Raw genomic sequence first — 18779 nt, 5'->3', positions numbered from 1 at the left:
CACCTGGCGCCATCTGGGCCACCTCACCGACACCATCAAGCCAGAGGAATGCGCCAACTACTTCTCAAATGCGGGCTATGCTTCCGTCAAAACATGAAAGGCTCTAGAGGTACTCGGACGGAATGCGGATAGCAGCGTCGCGAAGCGCGCGGCCAGCGCCACTTAGGGGTTCCGAGACCACCTGAGAAACCGGCCGGTTTCAGTTCAGCCATCAAGCTGTTTGGTAACCGTTCCAGCAATCGAGCGGTTCTCTGGACAACGCCCCATGGGAAGACACGAAGACTTGACCCAAACATGCGGGATCGAGGTTCCATGTGGTCCGCTCGCCCAAAAGTTCGCTCACCTCCTTCGCCCACCGCTTTCGCCGCGGCCTTGCCTCGCTTCTTTTCTCGCTCTTTTCTCATCCGGCATAGGCCTGCGGTGAAAGCACACTCGGCCCTGGGAATTATTTCGAAACCTATGACGTGTATCTGTTGGATGATGATCAGAAATAGACCGTCTGACGAAGAAAGAGGCGTCTGGTATGAACACAGGCTCGAGTGATCGCAGCGTCCCCGCATCAGGCCGAGCGGGCTTGCGCGACTATATCGCCATTGCACGGCTCGATCACAGCACGAAGCATGTCTTCATCCTTCCCGGCATCATCCTCGCCTATCTTCTGCGCGGGGTCAGAAACGATGACCTGGCGTCTTCGGTCCCGCTTGGCCTTGTGACCGCGCTCTGCATCGCATCCGCAAACTACTGCATCAACGAGTGGTTCGACCGCGAGTTTGACCGGCATCACCCGACGAAATCGCAGCGACCAGCCGTGCAAAGCGCGATGAACGGCAGGCTGGTTCAGCTTGAGTGGAGCGTGCTGCTCATCGTTGGCCTCGGCTGCGCCATCCTCTCGAGCAAACTTCTCTTCTGCGTCGCCTGTCTGTTTGCGATTCAGGGAATCCTCTACAATCTCGACCCCATCAGAAGCAAGGATAAGGCCTATCTCGACGTCATCTCGGAATCGATCAACAATCCCATCCGCTTGGTGATCGGCTGGTCGATGATCGACCCAACGAGCCTGCCGCCCGGATCGATCATCCTCGCCTACTGGTTCGGCGGCGCGTTCCTTATGGCGGCCAAGCGCTTGTCGGAATATGACGAGATCGTCGCGTCCCATGGTAAAGATCTGCTGTCGAGCTACCGGGCGAGTTTCGCGCACTATACGCAGGTCTCGCTGACCGCCTCATGCATTGCCTATTCACTCTTTTCGATTGCCTTCCTGTCCGTCTTCCTGGTCAAGTATCGCATTGAGTACATGCTCGTCCTACCCTTCGTCGTTGCCCTGTTTACTGCCTACTTCGTGATGGCGACAAAACCGGGCTCTACGGCGCAGAAACCGGAAAAGCTATTCCGCGAGCCAGGGCTGATCGCAATCGTCATGGCCCTGGTGGCGGCCTTCATCTTCACGACATTCGTCGACATTCCGCTTCTAGTGACCCTGACCGAGCAGCACTACATCACCATCCAATGATCATGGCGAATGATATCGACTGGGGCAGTATCCGTCTCGTCGTCTTTGATGTCGACGGAACGCTATATAGCCAGAGGAGGCTGCGCCTTCGGATGGCGGGCGAATTGATCGCTCATGCGGTGGCGCGGGGCAGTCTGACCAATCTGCGGGTGCTGCGCGCTTACCGTTCCTTGCGTGAAACCATCGGCGAGGAGGAGATCGACGATTTTCAGGCGAACCTGATGGCGCGTATCGTCGCGCGAACCGGCGAGCCCGCGGAAAGGATAGAGGCAATCGTCAGCGAATGGATCGGCCGCCGTCCGCTCGCCCATCTCGCATCCTGCCGGTATGATGGACTGGTGGAGTTGTTTGCCGGTCTTAGACGGCAGAATAAGGCGATCGGGATCTATTCTGATTATCCTGCCGACGAGAAGCTGCACAGGATGAACTTGTCGGCCGATTACATATTGGCTGCAAGCGATCCCGGCGTCGGCATCCAAAAACCTCATCCGCGGGGCCTGCAGATGCTGATGCAGCGCGCCGGTGTCGGTCCGGCGCAAACGGTGCTGATAGGCGACAGACCGGAGCGGGACGGTCTTGCGGCGCGGCGCGCTGGTGTCCTGCCGCTCATTCGCTCCAACGTGCCGCGGGAGGACTGGCTGACCTTTTCAACCTATTCGGACCCAGTGTTCGCGGCGCTTCGGGCAGAGGAGACATCCGGATGATCTTTTCCAAAGCTATTCGTTATGTGTTCACTGGGGGTCTCGCTGCATTCGTCGACCTCACGATGTTTCATTGCATGCTGGTGCTCGGCGTGCCTCTCAGCCTTTCGGCGACATCGAGCTGGCTGATCGCCGCCGCCGTCAATTACAGCATTACCAGCCGCTATGTCTTCAATCAGGCAATAAGCCGCAAGCGCGCTTCACTGTTTCTGATCGGCGCGCTCGTCGGCTTGTCCATCAATGTCTGTGTGACGCTGATTCTCGCACAACAGGTCGGGTTCTCGCCCTTATGGGCAAAGTTTTTCGGCATAGGGACGGCCTTCACCTTTAATTTCCTGATAAACCTTCTCTGGGTGTTCAGGTAAGGCCCGCGAGCGACGTGCGGGCCATATCTTTTCGTTCAAGGACCGACCCTGCAATAGGAGCAAGTCTCCGGCTGAAGTGTCATCGAGCTCGGTCGTCACCTTCTTCCGCTCTACCTAGTCGACCTGAAGAATCTGCCGCTCGTTTTCTGAGATGCGGCCTTTGGCTACCACTACGGAGGCGACGGCTGGTGTCACCTTCTCCACGGAGCCCGGCAGGATTGCTATTTAGGCATCGATCGGTGGAACGACCAGAACCTTCCCTCATGCCCCTTTCACAACGGCATTGAAGCGCTATGCTGTCAGCACGGAACGAGCGAGAGAATTCCATGGGACGACCACGGCAGAGCGAACGCGAACGGATCACGATCCTTGGCGACGTCAAGTCCGCCTCGTTCGTCCCGTGGATTCGCCGTCATGCCGACAAGCTCGGCCTTTCCCAAGATTTTTTGCATGCCGGCGCCGACCGGATCGAACTCGAGGTCGCGGGACCTGTCGAGCTAATCGACATGCTGGAAATGGGATGTTCACTTGGGCCGATCGATGTCTGGGTCGACGCGATTCAGCGCAGGATTGTAGATGCTAAAGACACACCGCAGCCGGAACAGCACCCGAGCTAATGCCCGTTATTTAACCATTGTTGCCAATGCGAATCTTTTATGCAAACCTCTGAAGCTGAGATTGCAAAGCTTGGAAAGCCGCGCTACGTCTGCAGTGTCAAGCCGCTGGTAAGATTGAGGAAATAACCGTCATGCCTTCCGATACGGCCGGCTCCTGGATGCCTGTCGCGCTTTCTGCCGATCTGCCGCCGGCCACCGTCATTCCGGCCTGGACCCCGTCAGGATCCATCGCTCTCTGGCGCAGTCAGTCCGGGCGCGCATCAGCTTCTTCGGACCGTTGTCCGCATCGGGGCATGCGATTGTCTCATGGCTTCGTCCGGAGCGAGGCCCTCTCCTGCATCTATCACGGCTGGAGCTATTCTCCGGAGGGACGATGCCTTCGCATCCCTGCCCACCCCGATCTCGTGCCGCCGGAGACGATTCGCGTGGCGGTCCAGCGGGTCGAAGAATCAGATGGAATCGTCTGGGTGGCAGTCGGCGAGCCAGCAATGCCGCCGCCGCGCCTTGATCGTCTCATACCCATACGCTCGATGACGCTGGAGGCCGACATAGCGGCAATTGAGGCGGCGGCCGGCGGAAAAGCCGATGCGGATGGGCTCATCCCAGTCGCTGATTGTCCCTGGATGCGGCTTTTGCCGGCGGCGCAGATCGGATGCACCCTCATTCACGTCCTGGTCGAACAGGGGCGCAGCGTCGCAGATCGGATTACAGCATCCCGCATCGCCGAAGCGGTGCGCCGCCGGGCAGAAACACACCAGAAGGATGTGGCATGAAAGGAGCCGGCGCGATGATCGACGAATGGTACCCGGTCAGCCTCGTCAGCGGGCTCACCGAGGCAGGAAGCAAGACCGCTTTGATGGGCGAGCCCATCGAGGTGGTACGCACCCCTGATGGCGCGGCACGCGTCACATCGGACAATGGACGTGCCCTGCCCGTTCGCCTCCGCTATGGTCACGTCTGGTCTTCTCTCGGTACCCCCGTCAAGGAGATCTTTGCCATTCCCGAGGCCGATCAGCCCGGCCGCCGCTTCGTCGACGTCGGTGTCGTGCGGGTACGCTGCTCCCCCTTAAGAGCAGTCGAGAACTTCCTCGACATCGCGCATTTTCCGTTCGTTCATACCGATATCCTCGGCGCCGAGCCGCATACGGAGGTCGAAAATTATAAAGTCGAGATCCGCGAGAAAGAGGATGAAGTCTGGGCGACGCAGGTGAAGTTCTACCAGCCGCAGGCTGCAAAGTCGGCGATCGGCGGAATAACGACCGAGTATATGTATCGCGTGCCAGCCCCGACCTGCTCGGTGCTTTACAAGACCTGCCCTCCCCGCCCGGGCGAATGGGATGTCATTACCCTGTTCGTCCAGCCGCTTGCGGAAGACCTTTGTGACGTTTGGCCGTGGATGGCCCTCTTCGACGACGTGACGCCAATGACGGATCTCATCCATTTTCAACAGATGATTTTCCTGCAGGATCGGTCGATCCTCGAAAACCAGATCCCGGCGCTTCTGCCGCTCGATCCCGGCATGGAAATTCCGACAAGGGCCGACCTGACATCGATCGCTTACCGGCGCTGGCTGAAGCGCCGCAACTATCTCTATGGCGCACAGCTGGTCGCACAATGAAGCTCTACGACTACATCCTATCGCCGAGCTGTTACAAGATCCGCCTGATGGCAGCGATCCTCGGCGTCAAGCTGGATATCCGGCCGGTCGATTTCCATCCCGGCATGGAACATCGTGGTCCTGAGCTTCTGGCCCTCAATCCGGCAGGCTCGATCCCGATCCTCGTGGATGGCGATCTGGTGCTGACCGAATCTTCCGCCATGCTCGCCTATCTCGCCGCTCGATGCGGCCCCGACTGGCTGGGTCTGAGCGCCCCCGAGGAGACGGCGCGCGTGCAACAATGGCTCTCTTTTTCGCATCGGCTGACGACAAATCTCGGTGGGGCACGGCTGCAGCAGATGCTGCTGCGCCCCGGCAATATCGAGGCCCTGCAGGCACAGGGGGTCGCGGCGCTGCGCGAACTCGAAGCCGGGCTTTTTGAGCAGCGGCTCCGCGACATGCGGTTCCTGGCGTCGGAACGCGCAACGATCGCCGACATCGCCTGTTTCCCCTATGTCGCACTGGCGCCCGATGGCGGAATCTCGCTCGATCCCTATCCGAACATTCGGCTTTGGCTACGCGCCATCCGCAGCCTTGAAGGTTTTATCGAAATGCCCGGCATCCACCGGCTGCACGAGTTGAAACCCGACCCTCATCCCGTCAGCGAGGAGAAGTGAGATGGCGGGGTACCTGCTGAAGAACTGCGCAGCGATTATCGTCGACGACGGCAATCGGCCGGCGGTGCGCCGGAACGCCGATCTGCTGACCTGCGGTCCGGCGATCCAGGCGATCGGGACGAACCTGTCGCAGGAGGCCTTGCCTGCCGACACGGTCATTCAGGATGCATCCGGCTGGTTTGTCTATCCGGGTCTCGTCAACACCCATCACCACTTCTTCCAATGCTTCGTGCGCAATCGCGCCGATCTCGACTGGACGAAGCTCTCCGTGATCGAATGGCTCGACCGGATCTATCCGATCTTCTCGCGGCTGAACGAGGATTGCTTCTATCATTCGTCGGTCACGGCCATGGCGGAGATGATCAAGCATGGCTGCACGACGGCCTTCGACCACCAATATTGCTTCCCCCGCCACGCCGGAAAGCGTCTGATCGATCGCCAGTTCGAGGCGGCGGAACTTCTCGGTATGCGCTTCCACGCGGGACGAGGTGGCAACACACTGCCGAAGTCCGAGGGCTCGACGATCCCGGACGCCATGCTGGAAACCACGGACGAGTTCATCGCCGATTGCGCCCGGCTGATCGACAGCTACCACGATTCCGGCACCTTCAGCATGCGGCAGGTGGTCGTTGCCCCTTGTCAGCCCGTCAATTGTTACCGCGAAACCTTCGTCGAATCGGTCGCGCTTGCCCGTGATCGCGGCGTCCGGCTGCACACGCATGTCGGCGAAGGTGAAAGTCCCGTCATCCAAGCACGGCATGGAATGCGTACGGTCGACTATTGCGCCGAACTCGGCTTTGCCGGGCCTGACAGCTTTTATGCCCACTGCTGGGAGTTGACACACGAGGAACTGCGCAAGATGGCGGCAAGCGGCACGGGTGTCTCCCATTGCCCCGAACCGGTCTATCTGGTCGGCGCCGAAGTGACGGACATACCCGCAATGGCCGCTTTCGGCCTGCGTATTGGCCTCGGTTGCGATGGCGCGGCCTCGAACGACAATTCCAACCTCATGCACTGCATTCACTCTGCCTATATGCTGCAATGCCTGACGGCCTCGACGCGCGCCCATCCGGTTCCAGCGCCCATCGATTTCCTGAGCTACGCGACCACGGGTGGCGCAAGCCTGCTTGGCCGCAGCGATATCGGCCGGCTCGCTCCCGGCATGGCAGCCGACCTCTTCGCCATCGATACCAGGCGGATGGATTATGTCGGAACCCGCCACGACCCATTGAGCCTGATTGCCAAAGTGGGGATCGGCATGCCGACCGACCTGACCATGATCAACGGACGGATCGTCTGGCAAGCCGGTGAGTTTGTCGGGCTCGATGAGGCACAGCTCTTCGCCGCCGCGGAAGCGGCTCTCGAGGCAGTCGAATTCTAAAAACCAAAAGAGGGAACTGACATGTCTAGTAATTTCACCCGCAGATCACTGATGAAGAGCGCGGCGGCTGCCGGTCTTGCGACGGCTTTTGCCGGCCGCTCGGCGCTTGCCGCCGACGAACCGCTCGGCATCGCCCTCGTCGTTCCCTCGCCTATCGGCGACGTCGGCTGGGGTCATGCGCTTGCCGCCGGCATCGACCCGATCAAGGCCGCCTACGGCGACAAGGTGAAGGTCACGGTCATCGAAAACATCGCCGAAGGTCCGGACGCCGACCGCATCATGAACAAGACCGTCGCCGACGGACATCATTTCCTGATTGCCGGCTCCTTCGGCTATCAAAATGGCGCGCTGCAGATCGCCCGCCGCAATCCGAAGGTGACCGTCCTGCATGCTTCGGGCTTCCAGGTCGCACCGAACTTCTCGCCCTTCGCAGCGAAATATTTCCAGGGAACCTACTTGCTCGGCATGGCGGCGGCGGCCGTTTCCAAGACCGGCAAACTCGGCTCGGTCTCGGCCTTTGCCATTCCCGAGCTGATCACCTCTATCAACGCCTTCACCCTGGGCGCGCAGGCCGTCAAGCCGGATATCGAAGTGTCTGTCGTCTGGGTCAACTCCTGGTTCGATCCAGCCAAGGAGCAGGAAGCCGCCAAGGCGCTGATCTCGCAGGGCTGCGACGTGATCTTCTCGAATGCGCAGGATACGCCCTCGGTAATCTCGGCCTGCGAGGAAGCCGGCGTTTATGCATTCAACCTCAACTCCTCGATGAAGAAATATGCCGAGAAGACCTATCTGGGCTGCATCGCTACTGACTGGTCACCCTTCTTCAAGGCGTCGGTCGACGCCCATCTTGCCGGCACCTTCAAGGGCGCCAACGCCTTCCTCGGTGTTGCCGACAAGGTTGTCCAGGTCGTCGATTGGAACCCGGCAATCCCAGCCGATACGATGACCAAGATCAAGGAAATCGAGGTCAAGATTGCCGATGGCAGCTTCTCGCCGTTTACCGGTCCGATCACCAAGGCTGATGGCAGTGAAGGTGTCGCTTCGGGGACCACGGCGACAGACGCCCAGATCGTCGCGATGGACTGGCACGTCAAGGGTGTCACGACGCCGCTGCCGAAGTAAGCCATGCCGAGCCCGCTCCTGTCGCTGCGCGGCATTACCAAGAGCTATGGCCCGGTCGATGCCAATCGGCAGATCGATCTCGACGTCACTCCACGATCCATCCATGCCATCCTCGGAGAAAACGGGGCTGGCAAATCGACCTTGATGAAGCTGATCTACGGCGTCGAGCAGCCGGACAGCGGCACCGTCGCGTGGAACGGGAAAGCCCTCAGCCTTGCCTCTCCCGCAGAGGCAAGGCGCGCCGGCATAGGCATGGTGTTCCAGCATTTCTCGCTGTTCGAGAGCCTGACGGTCGTCGAGAATATCCGCCTGATCGTGTCCGGCAAGAAGTGCGATCTTGCGGAACGCGTTCGCAAGCTCGGGCATGAGTTCAGCCTCGAAGTCGATCCACACGCTCATGTCCATTCGCTGTCCGTCGGCGAGAGGCAGCGGGTGGAAATCATCCGATGCCTGATGACCGATCCGAAACTGCTCATCCTTGACGAGCCGACCTCGGTGCTGCCGCCGCAGGCGGTGGAAAAGCTGTTCGAAACATTGCGCCGGCTGCGGGACGGTGGCGTGTCCATCCTGTTCATCTCTCACAAGCTTGAAGAAATCCAGTCGCTCTGCGATCGCGCTACGATCCTGCGCGGCGGACAGGTGACCGGTCACGTCGACCCCCGCGAGCACGATGCGCACGAGCTTGCCCGGATGATGATCGGCCGCGACATGCCGGAACCGATGCCTGCGCTGCCTTCGGTCGAAGGTGAAAAGCGTCTGGAGCTAGTCGGGCTCGATTACCGGGCGGACCCCTTCGCCGTGCCGCTTTCCAATGTCAGCCTGGCCGTGCGCGCCGGCGAAATCCTCGGCATTGCCGGCATTTCGGGAAATGGTCAAAGCGAACTCGCGGCGCTGATTTCGGGTGAAACCCTGTTGCCGCGGGATCAGCGCGACCAGATCTTCATGATGGGCGAGGACGTCGGCACGCTCGACTCTGCCGCCCGGCGGCGGCTGGGTTTCGCGTTCGTCCCGGAGGACCGGCTCGGCCGTGGTGCGGTTCCCGAGATGTCGCTCACCCTCAATAGCCTGCTGACCGCGCACCCGCTGAACCTTGTGAAGCATGGCCTGCTCGACAAGGTCAAGGCGAAGGCCTTCACCAGTGATTGCATCCGGGACTTCGACGTGCGCACGCGCGGGCCAGGGGCAGAGGCCCAGTCGCTTTCCGGGGGCAACCTGCAGAAGTTCATCGTCGGACGCGAAATCATGCTGGCGCCGAAGCTTCTTTTCCTCGCCCAGCCGACCTGGGGCGTCGATATCGGTGCGGCCGCGGCGATCCGCAAGCGGCTGATGCGCCTTCGCAACGAGGGCGTGGCGATCCTAGTCATTTCCGAGGAACTCGAGGAACTGTTCGAATTGAGCGATTTTATCCAGGTCCTGCATCACGGGACGCTGAGTGCGCCGCTGGTCACGCGTGAGACCAACCCGGAAGAGATTGGCCGATATATGATCGGAGCCCAGCCGCAGCGCGAGAAAGCGACCGCATGAGCAGACCTTTCCTTGCCGCCCTGCCCATTCTGGTCCGTCGGGAGCGGGCATCGCTTGCCGCCACCCTTCTGGCGCCGCCGATCGCGCTCCTCGTCACCATCGTACTCAATCTCGGACTTTACGTCGCCATGGGGCGCGATCCGGCTGCGGTGGTCTATGCTATGCTGATTGAGCCCTTTTTCTCATGGGCGTCGTTCTCCGAAGTGCTGCTGAAGACCGCTCCCCTGCTCCTCATCGCGCAGGGGCTTGCGCTCGGCTTTCGTGCCAAGGTGTTCAACATCGGTGCCGAAGGACAATTCGTGCTAGGTGCGATCTTCGCCTCCGCCATTCCGATCTGGTGGCCCGACGCAACCGGCCAATGGATCTGGCCGGCGATGCTGCTGCTCGGCATGATGGGCGGGGCATTCTGGGGGTCCCTCACCGCCTTTTGGCGCGTCCGGCTCAATGCCAACGAAATTCTGGTTTCGCTGATGCTGAGTTTCGTTGCAGTGCAGCTCCTCAATTATCTGCTGCTCGGTCCCTGGAAGGATCCGAACGGCTTCAACTTCCCGCAGTCCGTCATGTTCCAATATGACGCGATGGTGCCGATCCTGATCGAGGGAACGCGCGTCAATGTCGCGCTCGTGCTCGCCGTTCTCCTGTCGATCGCCGCATGGGTCTTCATGCAGAAGAGCTTCATCGGCTATAAATTGCAGGTCGGCGGACTGGCGCCGCGCGCGGCGAGCTATGCCGGATTCCGGGAAAGCTGGGCAATCTGGCTTTCCCTGCTGATCGGTGGAGCCGCAGCCGGTCTTGCTGGTGCTGCCGAAGTCGCCGGCCCGCTCGGTCAGCTGCAGCGCTCGATCTCAACCGGATACGGATATGCGGCAATTATCGTCGCCTATCTCGGCGGTCTGCACCCGATCGGCATCGTCGTTTCTGCAATCGTCATGGCGGCGCTCTACATCGGCGGCGACAACGCCATGGTCTCCGCCAATCTGCCGGTCGCGGCCGTCCGGGTTTTCCAGGGCAGCCTGCTCCTTGCCTATCTCGTCGCCATCGCTTTCGTGCGCTACCGTCTTGTCTGGCGGCCCGCAGCGAGCAGGAGCCCGGCATGAACGCCGTCGAATTCGTTCTGGCCGGAATGCTGGCTGCTGCGACACCTTTCCTCCTCGCAGCGCTCGGTGAACTTATCGTCGAGCGTGCCGGCGTGCTCAATCTCGGCGTCGAGGGGCTGATGGCATTCGGCGCCGTCATCGCCTTCATCATCGTCTATCATGGCGGCGGCCATTTTCTGGCTTTTCTCGCCGCCGGCCTCGGCGGCGCGCTTTTGTCCCTGATCTTTGCGGCAATCGTCCTCGGCTTCAATGCAAACCAGGTCGCGACCGGGCTTGCGATCGGGATTCTCGGACAGGGCCTGTCGGCACTGTTCGGCAAGACCTACGAGAGCCTGACCGTCAGGGCGCTGCCGAAGCTCGCCATTCTCGGTCTTTCCGATATTCCGGTCATCGGCGGCCTGTTTACCCAGGATATCGTCGTCTGGCTATCGCTGGCCGTGACCCTCGTTATCTGGGCGATGTTTGCCTACAGCAAGGTCGGTTTGATTGTCCGCGCCGTCGGCGAAAACCCAAAGGCGGCCCATGCGATCGGCTACCCGGTCGTCGCAATCCGCTTCGCCGCAGCCGCTGTCGGCGGCGTCATGGCTGGCTTTGCCGGCGCCTATGCGGCGACGATCTACACGCCGCTCTGGGCGGATGGGATGATTGCCGGCCGCGGCTGGATCGCAATTGCGCTCGTCGTCTTCGGAACCTGGCTGACCGGCCGCATCTTTCTCGGGGCGTGCCTGTTCGGCGCAGTATCGCTGATGGGGCTTGCCGCCCAGGCGACCGGGCTCAACGTTCCCTCGCAGCTGCTCGCATGCCTGCCCTATCTGGTGACGATCATCGTGCTCGGTATCATTTCGGCGGATCGCCGCCTGCTCAAGCTCAATGGCGTCGCCTCGCTCGGCGAGCCGTTCGAGCGATAGTGATGACGACCGTCGACGCGAAGGCAATTGAGAGTCAACTTGCCTTCCGAGCCCGCCACGAACGGTAACCAGAACGAGGAGCCCCACAACCCTATCAGCCGTGGTCAGACTTCTTTTGGCCCCGCGGTTCAAATTCGACGAGCAGCGACTTGAGTTCGACTTCTCGAACACGTCGCGCCGCTTCATCAGGGCTGACCCATTCGAGAATACGCTGGCCTTGCTCCTTGAAGTCGTTTCCGATCTCGGTGACTTCGATCTGAAATACGTCGACGATACATGGCGCCACATCGCCGTCGTCGAATTCCTTCAGATAGGTGTAGCGGCCAACTGGTTTCTTCCTCGCCGCCCCGCGCACGCCCGCTTCCTCCCAGGCTTCGATCGCAGCGGCTTCGAAAGGCTTCTTCCCTTTCATCGGCCACCCCTTCGGTATGACCCAGCGCGCGCTCTCGCGCGATGTGATCACCAGAATTTCGATCTTCGGCCCGCCATTGCAATAGCGGAAGCAGATGGCGCCATACTGCTGGCGGAAGGCGCCGGCGAATAGCTTCGCAGGAACCGCCGCGAGCTGCCGCAGCAATGGCTGAGACTTGTCTGGTCGGGACTTGCTTCGTTTTTTTGTAGACTTCATGACGCTCCGTCTTCAGCGCATCGTGCGGCCGCGCATGGCGGTGTGGGCTGCTCGCGGCTTATTCGCCGGTGGTCCTGGCATTCAGGATTGTCCCGGCAATGTCGGCAAACCCAAGTCCTGCGGGCTGGGAGGAGATCCATCTCGGCACATGCTGCAGATGCGGAAGAACAGGAAGGATATTGCCGACGCCGAAAGAGTTTCGGATGAAACCGAACATCGGCGCATCGTTTCGAGAATCGCCGACGAACGCCGTGACGGAAGGCAATTCAACGGGGTCGACCTCGAACTTGCCGGTCAGGAGGCGTTCGCTCATGGCGCGTTTGTCATAAACGCCAATCCAGGTGTTGATGTGGATGGAACTGATGGCGACGGTGCCGCCGATTGCCCTGATATCGGATGCCAGATCTTCGACGTCCCGGGTATCATGACCTTGAATGTCGATTGCGACGTCAGCCAGGCGGAACACCTGGTCGTGAGCGATCTTGAAGGCGCCGCCTCTTTCCGAGATCAGTTTTTCGATGGCATCCAGATGCCGGCGTTGACGCTCGCGCTGCAGTGAGGCGTTCTCCCAGTATTCGAAAACAACCTCACCGCTGCGGCGGGTGACGCAATAAGCACCACTTTCGCCGATGACTGCGGCAACAGGCCAGGCGCGGACGATATGTTCGCACCAGCCGGCCGAACCACCCGTGACCGGCACGACGGCAATGCCGGCCCGGCTGAGCTCCCAAAGGGCGCCATAGGTGGACGGCAGAAGCTTGCCTTCGGTCGTCAGCGTATCGTCGATATCGGTGAAGAGATAACGCACATGCTGCAATTCATGCGCAGAGGGTGCCAGATCTACGAACGTCACGTCATGTCCTCGCCGCAGGTCACCACCTCCATGCTGCTCTCGGCCAGCACAGCAGCGACCGACGGATCAGGCGGCAGCCGGTCCGTGTAGAAGCGGTTGATTTTATTGAAAGGTGCAACGCGCACCGCCGCGTGGCGGGTCCATTTGCTGACGTCTGCGGCCAAGAGACGTGTTTGCGAATTCTCCAGAAGCGCATTGGTGATCTGCGCCTCGCTATAGCTGAAGTCCATCAGGCCGTTCACCGGGCTCAGGGCACCGGCACCAACGACGGCATAAGTCGCATAGAATTTTTCGACGAATTTGATCACATCGCTGCCCACCACGTCGCGGTCGTCATGGCGAAGCAGACCACCGGTGAGATGGACCTCGACACTCGGCGATTCGCAAAGAGTAAGAGCGACGTGGATGTTGTTGGTGATAACGGTCAGCCCCTGGTGATCGCGCAACGCCTCTGCCACGAATTGAACCGTGCTGCCGATCCCAAGGAATACCGTCGCATCCGGGCCGATATCGGCCACGACCCGCTTGGCGATCAGCCGCTTGGCGCGTCGGTTCAGCTGGGCGCGGGCGTTCAGCGAAATATTGCTGCCTTCGACCGGCACATCCACACCGCCGTGAAAGCGGCGCGCGTGCCCGAGATCGCACAGGGCATTGATATCACGGCGGATCGTCTGGGTCGTCAGATCGTACCGGCGCGCCAGATCATCGATATACTGGACACCCTCCGTTTCGATCAGCGCAAGTATTTCGCGTTGTCGACTGGATATGACCCGATGCCCCATCGCTATTTCCTATGAGAGATAGACACTCGGGTCGTCTGTTATCACACCGGTCAACCCGACAGGCCAAAAAGATGCGAGGAGCTGCGGGTCGTTGCAGGTCCATGCCCGCACCTTGATCCCCTGGTTCGCCGCCTCCTCAAGGAAACCGATGCTGAGAGACTTGTAACCGAGATGGATCGTTCTTGCGGGAATTGATTGGAGAACATCGCTCCAGTCATCCGGCAGTCTGCTCCACAACATGGCAAGCTCGTAACTCGGATCGATTTCGTGCATGCGCCTCAGCGCCGCCGCGTCGAAGCTCGATATCATGATCTTGGTCTGCGGCGCGCGCGCCTTCAGATGCTCGTCAACGGTCTTCACCAGCTGGTCGAGAGATTTATGATGCGGATGCTGCTTGATCTCGACATTGGCATTCAACCGCAGCTCACCCAATGCGGACAGGACCTCGGCAAGGGTCGGCAAAGGTTCGCCCTTGAAGCGGGGATCGAACCACGCGCCGGCGTCGACGTTCCGCAGGTCGGATGCGGTGAGATCGCTGAGCTTGCCGGTCGATGAGGAGCAACGGTCGACCGATACATCGTGGATGACGACTGCGGTCCCATCGCCAAGCAGCGCGACATCAAGTTCAACCCATTCGGCGCCCTGGTCGGCAGCCGCCCGAAACGCGGCAATCGTATTTTCGGGCGCGACAGCGGATGCGCCTCGATGCGCTTGAACCTCACTGCGGCCGGGTCCGGATCTCGGCTCTGACTGTAGCATGTCTTTCTCTTTCCTCACTTTCGACGCTGCAGATGTCGGACAGCTCTATCCGGCCGTTTCAATCCGTGCGTCGTCCAGTCTTGCTGTTGAAGGGATGCATCTGATCAATCCGCGCGAAGATCTCGATCCTGGCAGTCTCGGCAAAGTCCGGCCGGCCCTGAACTGTCAGGACGACTGTCTGCTGGCCCTCCCCCAGTCTGACATGCAGGTGGCTTTCGCCGCCGATCGGCTCGAGCAATTCGATGATGGCGTTCAGACGAACGGAAGGCTCGTTTGGCTTTGCGATAAGAAGAGCATCCGGCCTCAGACCGACAATGTCCGTTCCGTCAGGCAAGGCCAGGGCTTTCCTGGCATCGGCCGCACCCAGCACCTCAAGCGGCACGAGGTTCATCGGGGGAGAGCCGATGAAGCCGGCAACGAACAAACTTGCCGGACGGTCGTAGACTTCGACCGGCGTTCCCACCTGTTCGACGAGGCCGCCATTCATGACGACAAGCCTGTCGGCAAGCGTCATCGCTTCGAGCTGGTCGTGGGTGACGTAGATGCTGGTGGTCTTCAGCCGGCGTTGCAGCCGGCGTATTTCGACGCGCATCTGGACGCGCAGCTTGGCGTCGAGATTGGACAGGGGCTCGTCGAAAAGAAACGCCGCCGGTTCGCGCACGATGGCCCGTCCCATCGCGACGCGCTGGCGCTGTCCTCCCGACAGTTCGCGCGGCTTGCGATCCAGCATCGGCCCGATTTCGAGGATGTCGGCCGCTTGCTTGACGCGGCGATCGATTTCCGCTCGCGCCGTACCCCGGTTCTTCAATCCATATTCAAGGTTTCCGCGCACCGTCATATGCGGATAAAGCGCATAATTCTGGAAAACCATGGCGATATCACGCTCAGCCGGCTCCGCCTTGTTGACGTTGCGCCCCCCGATCTCGACTCGGCCATCGGTGATCGACTCCAATCCGGCGATCATGCGAAGCAAGGTCGACTTGCCGCAGCCGGAAGGGCCGACGAGCACAATGAATTCGCCGTCTTTGACAGAAAGGTTGATGCCTTTGACAGCAGGAACCGAACCATAGTTTTTCTTGACGTCGACGATATTGATCGGGGCCATATCATTTCTCCGTTTCGACCAGGCCTTTGACGAAAAGGCGTTGCATGGCGACGATGACGAGGACGGGCGGCAAGGCGGCCAGGATGACCGCTGCCATGACGAGATTCCAGCGTGGCTCGGCATCCGCGACCGCGGCCATGCGCTGAATGCCCATGACGACGGTGTAAAGGCTCTGGTCGGTCGTGACGATGAGCGGCCACAGATACTGGTTCCAGCCGAGCACGAATAGGATGATGAACAGGGCTGCGATATTGGTTACTGACAATGGCAACAGGATATCGCGGAAGAATTTCATCGGCCCCGCCCCGTCGACGCGCGCAGCCTCCATCAACTCGTCGGGCACGGTGAGGAAAAACTGCCGAAACAGGAAGGTGGCCGTCGCCGACGCGATCAGCGGAACGATGAGCCCGCCATAATTGTTCAACATTCCGAGGTCGGCGACCACCTTGTAGGTCGGCACGATGCGCACCTCGACCGGCAGCATCAGGGTGATGAAGATCATCCAGAAGGCAAGCGTGCGAAAGGGAAACCGGAAATAGACGATGGCGAAGGCGGAAAGGATCGAAATGGCAATCTTTCCAACCGCGACACCCACGGCCATGATCAACGAGTTGAACAGCATCGGCCCGATCGGCGGCGCGCCGGAACTCGTCATTCCCGATGACAGCATGGTCGAATAATTCTCGATGAGGTGCTGTCCCGGCACCAGCGGCACGACACCGGACAAAAAATCGTTGGGGCCATGGCTCGAGGCGATGAAGGCGATATAGACCGGGAAAATCACGATCGCGACGCCGAGGATAAGGACGAGGTGAGCCAGGAAATTCAGGAAAGGACGATTTTCAACCACCTTTGACGCTCCTCAATATTGCACGCGGCGTTCGACGAAGCGGAACTGAACGGCGGTAAGAGCAACAACGATGATCATCAGTATGACCGACTGCGCTGCCGAGGAGCCCAGGTTGAGGCCGATGAAGCCGTCGAAATAAACCTTGTAGACGAGGATTTCGGTGGCGCGCGCCGGTCCGCCCTGCGTCGTAGCATGAACGATGCCGAAAGTGTCGAACATGGCGTAAACGATGTTGATGACGACCAGGTAGAAGGTTGTCGGCGAGATCAGCGGGAACACGATCGTCCAGAAGCGCTTCACCGGCCCGGCGCCATCGATGGCGCCGGCTTCCTGGAGCGAGCGCGGCACGGATTGCAGCGCGGCCAGGAAAAACAGAAAGTTATAGGAAATTTGTTTCCAGGTGGCGGCGATCACGATCAGGATCATCGCATTATCCGGGTTGATCAGATGGTTCCAGCTGATCCCCATGCTGCGAAGCATATAGGCGATGATGCCGATCGAGGGATTGAACATGAACCACCAGAGTATGCCGGCGATCGCAGGCGCAACGGCGTAAGGCCAGATCAGCAAGGTCGAATAGATGCGGGACGTCCGCAGCACACGCATGGCCGCGGCGGCCAGAGTGAGCGCAATCGTCGTCGACAGAACCGTCACCGAGACGGCGAAAACCAGGGTGTGACCAAAGGCGTCCATATAGAGCGGGTCGGCAAACAGCCGGCGATAATTCTGGAACCAGACGAAGTTCGTTTTGAAACCGAACGCATCCTGGCGAAGGAACGATTGCCAGAAGGCGGTTGCGGCCGGCCAAAGAAAGAAGATGACGGTTATCAGAAGCTGGGGAGCAATAAGCAGATAAGGCAAAATCCTATTGGGAAAGACGGTTCGTTTCGTTTGCATGGGCCCTCACAGAATGATGGAGAGCAGGGTCCGCTAGGCGGGCCCTGCCCCGAGCCCTTAGTTGGCGGATTCGAAATCGCGAAGCTGTTCGTTGCCGCGCGCGACAACGGAATCAACCGCTTCCTTCGCGGTCTTCTTGCCGCCGAGCAATGCCGCGAATTCGTCATCGATGATGCCGCGGACCTGGACGTAATTGCCGAAGCGGATGCCCTTGGAATTCTCGGTCGGCGTCACCCGCGTCAGCTGCTTGATGCCGACATCTGCACCGGGGTTCTTTTCATAATATCCCTGCTCCTGGCTCAGCTTGTAGGCAGCCTCGGTGATCGGCAGGTACCCTGAGAACTGATGCCAGTCGGCCTGAACTTCCGGCTTCTGCAGATAGGTGTAGAATTTTGCCACACCCTTATACTCTTCATCCGGGCGCCCCTTCAGCGTCCAGACTGTGGCGCCGCCGATAATCGAATTGAGCGGCTGCTTGATGACGTCGTCATAATAGGGAAGCGGCGCAAAACCCACCTTGAAGGCTTTCGCATTGTTGATGACGCCCGCCCGGCCGGCGGAAGAGTTCATGTACATCGCGCATTCCTGCGAATAGAACATCGGAGGCGCGTTATCACCGCCGACCGGTCCGCCGAATTTGAAGAGCCCTTCGTCCTGCCACTTCTTCAGGTTCCCCCAATGGCGGATCGTCAGATCATTGTTGAAGGTGAATTCCGCATCCAGGCCGCCGAAACCGTTAGCCTTGGTGGAATAAGGCTTGTCGTGCAGGGCGTTGAGATTTTCCGTCTGAATCCAGGAGATCCAGGCGCTGGTGAAGCCGCATTTGGCGGCGCCCGATTTGATGATCGTGCGCGAGAAGGCTTCCACCTCGGCCCATGTCTTCGGCGGCGTCTCCGGATCAAGCCCGGCCTTCTTGAAGATATCCTTATTGTAATACATGATCGGCGTCGAAGAATTGAAGGGCAGCGACAACACGTTGCCGCTGGTGTCCGAGTAGTAGCCGACGACCGGCGCAATGAACTTGTTCTGGTCCCAGGGCTCGCCTTGGTCCTTCATCAACTGATACACCGGATAGACCGCGCCCTGTGCTGCCATCATGGTGCCGGTGCCGACCTCATAGACCTGCACGATGGCCGGCTGTTGGTTGGCGCGGAACGCAGCGATGGCGCCCGTCAACGTCTCGTCGTAGGTGCCCTTGTAAACCGGCACGATTTCATAATCGGACTGAGACGCGTTGAAGCCCTTGGCGATTTGCTCCAGCTTCGCGCCGTTCTCTCCACCCATCGCGTGCCACCACTGGATCTTGGTGGCGGCCATCGCCTGAACGGACAAGGACAGGCTGGTCAGTCCTGCGGACAGGAAAAAAGCGATCTTGTTCATAATCTCTCCCACTTCTCTCGGTCCGC

20 protein-coding genes are annotated in these 18779 nt (G+C 60.0%); 12 read left to right on the top strand and 8 right to left on the bottom strand.

The window, feature by feature from the left end; all coding sequences use genetic code 11:
- Positions 1–523 precede the first annotated feature (523 nt).
- The 12 genes from ACQ7C1_RS24705 to ACQ7C1_RS24650 all read left to right on the top strand — a co-directional run bounded on the left by ACQ7C1_RS24705 (position 524) and on the right by ACQ7C1_RS24650 (position 11499).
- Positions 524–1510, top strand: coding sequence for a UbiA prenyltransferase family protein (locus tag ACQ7C1_RS24705; protein WP_430960158.1), 987 nt, complete (start codon positions 524–526; stop codon positions 1508–1510).
- Positions 1511–1512: 2 nt separating this feature from the next.
- Complete coding sequence (locus ACQ7C1_RS24700) at positions 1513–2214, top strand: HAD family hydrolase (RefSeq protein WP_245421322.1); 702 nt, start codon at positions 1513–1515, stop codon at positions 2212–2214.
- Complete coding sequence (locus ACQ7C1_RS24695; RefSeq protein ID WP_183699719.1) at positions 2211–2576, top strand: GtrA family protein; 366 nt, start codon at positions 2211–2213, stop codon at positions 2574–2576. Before ACQ7C1_RS24700 ends, ACQ7C1_RS24695 begins: the two co-directional genes overlap by 4 nt.
- A 326-nt stretch (positions 2577–2902) precedes the next feature.
- Complete coding sequence (locus tag ACQ7C1_RS24690; RefSeq protein WP_430960157.1) at positions 2903–3193, top strand: acylphosphatase; 291 nt, start codon at positions 2903–2905, stop codon at positions 3191–3193.
- Positions 3194–3324: 131 nt separating this feature from the next.
- Positions 3325–3966, top strand: a complete 642-nt coding sequence (locus tag ACQ7C1_RS24685) for a Rieske 2Fe-2S domain-containing protein (protein ID WP_430960156.1) — start codon at positions 3325–3327, stop codon at positions 3964–3966.
- Positions 3963–4811 carry an aromatic ring-hydroxylating dioxygenase subunit alpha gene (locus ACQ7C1_RS24680; RefSeq protein WP_430960155.1) on the top strand — a complete coding sequence of 283 codons (849 nt, stop codon included), beginning with the start codon at positions 3963–3965 and terminating at the stop codon, positions 4809–4811. The genes ACQ7C1_RS24685 and ACQ7C1_RS24680 overlap by 4 nt, the downstream gene beginning before the upstream one ends.
- Positions 4808–5467 (top strand): glutathione S-transferase family protein, encoded by a 660-nt coding sequence (locus ACQ7C1_RS24675; protein ID WP_430960154.1) that lies wholly within the window; start codon positions 4808–4810, stop codon positions 5465–5467. Before ACQ7C1_RS24680 ends, ACQ7C1_RS24675 begins: the two co-directional genes overlap by 4 nt.
- Before the next feature lies 1 nt (position 5468).
- Positions 5469–6848 carry an amidohydrolase gene (locus tag ACQ7C1_RS24670; protein ID WP_430960153.1) on the top strand — a complete coding sequence of 460 codons (1380 nt, stop codon included), beginning with the start codon at positions 5469–5471 and terminating at the stop codon, positions 6846–6848.
- A gap of 21 nt (positions 6849–6869) precedes the next feature.
- Positions 6870–7970 (top strand): BMP family ABC transporter substrate-binding protein, encoded by a 1101-nt coding sequence (locus ACQ7C1_RS24665; protein WP_430960152.1) that lies wholly within the window; start codon positions 6870–6872, stop codon positions 7968–7970.
- 3 nt (positions 7971–7973) lie between these two features.
- A complete protein-coding gene (locus ACQ7C1_RS24660) occupies positions 7974–9494 on the top strand; it encodes an ABC transporter ATP-binding protein (protein WP_430960151.1) in 1521 nt (506 codons plus the stop codon).
- The gene (locus ACQ7C1_RS24655) at positions 9491–10591 is read left to right on the top strand and encodes an ABC transporter permease (protein WP_430960150.1); all 1101 of its coding nucleotides are present in this window, start codon (positions 9491–9493) and stop codon (positions 10589–10591) included. The genes ACQ7C1_RS24660 and ACQ7C1_RS24655 overlap by 4 nt, the downstream gene beginning before the upstream one ends.
- On the top strand, positions 10588–11499 hold the full coding sequence (locus ACQ7C1_RS24650; RefSeq protein ID WP_430960149.1) for an ABC transporter permease: 912 nt from the start codon (positions 10588–10590) through the stop codon (positions 11497–11499). The genes ACQ7C1_RS24655 and ACQ7C1_RS24650 overlap by 4 nt, the downstream gene beginning before the upstream one ends.
- Positions 11500–11593: 94 nt before the next feature.
- Here ACQ7C1_RS24650 and ACQ7C1_RS24645 read toward each other — a convergent pair whose 3' ends face one another.
- The 8 genes from ACQ7C1_RS24645 to ugpB are packed head-to-tail and all read right to left on the bottom strand — an operon-like array spanning position 11594 to position 18753.
- Positions 11594–12127, bottom strand: coding sequence for an NUDIX hydrolase (locus ACQ7C1_RS24645; protein ID WP_430960148.1), 534 nt, complete (start codon positions 12125–12127; stop codon positions 11594–11596).
- A 58-nt stretch (positions 12128–12185) separates the two neighbouring features.
- The gene (locus tag ACQ7C1_RS24640) at positions 12186–12980 is read right to left on the bottom strand and encodes an HAD-IIB family hydrolase (protein ID WP_430960147.1); all 795 of its coding nucleotides are present in this window, start codon (positions 12978–12980) and stop codon (positions 12186–12188) included.
- Complete coding sequence (locus ACQ7C1_RS24635; RefSeq protein ID WP_430960146.1) at positions 12977–13762, bottom strand: DeoR/GlpR family DNA-binding transcription regulator; 786 nt, start codon at positions 13760–13762, stop codon at positions 12977–12979. Before ACQ7C1_RS24635 ends, ACQ7C1_RS24640 begins: the two co-directional genes overlap by 4 nt.
- 9 nt (positions 13763–13771) lie before the next feature.
- A complete protein-coding gene (locus tag ACQ7C1_RS24630; RefSeq protein WP_430960145.1) occupies positions 13772–14521 on the bottom strand; it encodes a glycerophosphoryl diester phosphodiesterase in 750 nt (249 codons plus the stop codon).
- A gap of 58 nt (positions 14522–14579) precedes the next feature.
- A complete protein-coding gene (locus tag ACQ7C1_RS24625; protein WP_430960144.1) occupies positions 14580–15626 on the bottom strand; it encodes a sn-glycerol-3-phosphate import ATP-binding protein UgpC in 1047 nt (348 codons plus the stop codon).
- A gap of 1 nt (position 15627) precedes the next feature.
- Positions 15628–16476 carry a sn-glycerol-3-phosphate ABC transporter permease UgpE gene (gene ugpE / locus ACQ7C1_RS24620; protein WP_430960143.1) on the bottom strand — a complete coding sequence of 283 codons (849 nt, stop codon included), beginning with the start codon at positions 16474–16476 and terminating at the stop codon, positions 15628–15630.
- Positions 16477–16488: 12 nt separating this feature from the next.
- The gene (gene ugpA, locus ACQ7C1_RS24615) at positions 16489–17373 is read right to left on the bottom strand and encodes a sn-glycerol-3-phosphate ABC transporter permease UgpA (protein WP_430960142.1); all 885 of its coding nucleotides are present in this window, start codon (positions 17371–17373) and stop codon (positions 16489–16491) included.
- A 57-nt stretch (positions 17374–17430) separates the two neighbouring features.
- Positions 17431–18753: a sn-glycerol-3-phosphate ABC transporter substrate-binding protein UgpB gene (ugpB, locus tag ACQ7C1_RS24610; RefSeq protein ID WP_430960141.1), complete on the bottom strand. Its 1323-nt coding sequence runs from the start codon at positions 18751–18753 to the stop codon at positions 17431–17433.
- Positions 18754–18779 lie beyond the last annotated feature (26 nt).

It is taken from the genome of Rhizobium sp. Nf11,1, assembly GCF_050587665.1.
Lineage (GTDB): Bacteria > Pseudomonadota > Alphaproteobacteria > Rhizobiales > Rhizobiaceae > Rhizobium.
This window is presented reverse-complemented; position numbering and strand designations above follow the sequence as displayed.

Bases quoted from the DNA above. Each gene is read 5' to 3' on its own strand.
- ACQ7C1_RS24705 (WP_430960158.1), top strand. From the start codon at position 524: ATGAACACAGGCTCGAGTGATCGCAGCGTCCCCGCATCAGGCCGAGCG.
- ACQ7C1_RS24700 (WP_245421322.1), top strand. From the start codon at position 1,513: ATGGCGAATGATATCGACTGGGGCAGTATCCGTCTCGTCGTCTTTGAT.
- ACQ7C1_RS24695 (WP_183699719.1), top strand. From the start codon at position 2,211: ATGATCTTTTCCAAAGCTATTCGTTATGTGTTCACTGGGGGTCTCGCT.
- ACQ7C1_RS24690 (WP_430960157.1), top strand. From the start codon at position 2,903: ATGGGACGACCACGGCAGAGCGAACGCGAACGGATCACGATCCTTGGC.
- ACQ7C1_RS24685 (WP_430960156.1), top strand. From the start codon at position 3,325: ATGCCTTCCGATACGGCCGGCTCCTGGATGCCTGTCGCGCTTTCTGCC.
- ACQ7C1_RS24680 (WP_430960155.1), top strand. From the start codon at position 3,963: ATGAAAGGAGCCGGCGCGATGATCGACGAATGGTACCCGGTCAGCCTC.
- ACQ7C1_RS24675 (WP_430960154.1), top strand. From the start codon at position 4,808: ATGAAGCTCTACGACTACATCCTATCGCCGAGCTGTTACAAGATCCGC.
- ACQ7C1_RS24670 (WP_430960153.1), top strand. From the start codon at position 5,469: ATGGCGGGGTACCTGCTGAAGAACTGCGCAGCGATTATCGTCGACGAC.
- ACQ7C1_RS24665 (WP_430960152.1), top strand. From the start codon at position 6,870: ATGTCTAGTAATTTCACCCGCAGATCACTGATGAAGAGCGCGGCGGCT.
- ACQ7C1_RS24660 (WP_430960151.1), top strand. From the start codon at position 7,974: ATGCCGAGCCCGCTCCTGTCGCTGCGCGGCATTACCAAGAGCTATGGC.
- ACQ7C1_RS24655 (WP_430960150.1), top strand. From the start codon at position 9,491: ATGAGCAGACCTTTCCTTGCCGCCCTGCCCATTCTGGTCCGTCGGGAG.
- ACQ7C1_RS24650 (WP_430960149.1), top strand. From the start codon at position 10,588: ATGAACGCCGTCGAATTCGTTCTGGCCGGAATGCTGGCTGCTGCGACA.
- ACQ7C1_RS24645 (WP_430960148.1), bottom strand. From the start codon at position 12,127: ATGAAGTCTACAAAAAAACGAAGCAAGTCCCGACCAGACAAGTCTCAG.
- ACQ7C1_RS24635 (WP_430960146.1), bottom strand. From the start codon at position 13,762: ATGGGGCATCGGGTCATATCCAGTCGACAACGCGAAATACTTGCGCTG.
- ACQ7C1_RS24630 (WP_430960145.1), bottom strand. From the start codon at position 14,521: ATGCTACAGTCAGAGCCGAGATCCGGACCCGGCCGCAGTGAGGTTCAA.
- ACQ7C1_RS24625 (WP_430960144.1), bottom strand. From the start codon at position 15,626: ATGGCCCCGATCAATATCGTCGACGTCAAGAAAAACTATGGTTCGGTT.
- ugpA (WP_430960142.1), bottom strand. From the start codon at position 17,373: ATGCAAACGAAACGAACCGTCTTTCCCAATAGGATTTTGCCTTATCTG.
- ugpB (WP_430960141.1), bottom strand. From the start codon at position 18,753: ATGAACAAGATCGCTTTTTTCCTGTCCGCAGGACTGACCAGCCTGTCC.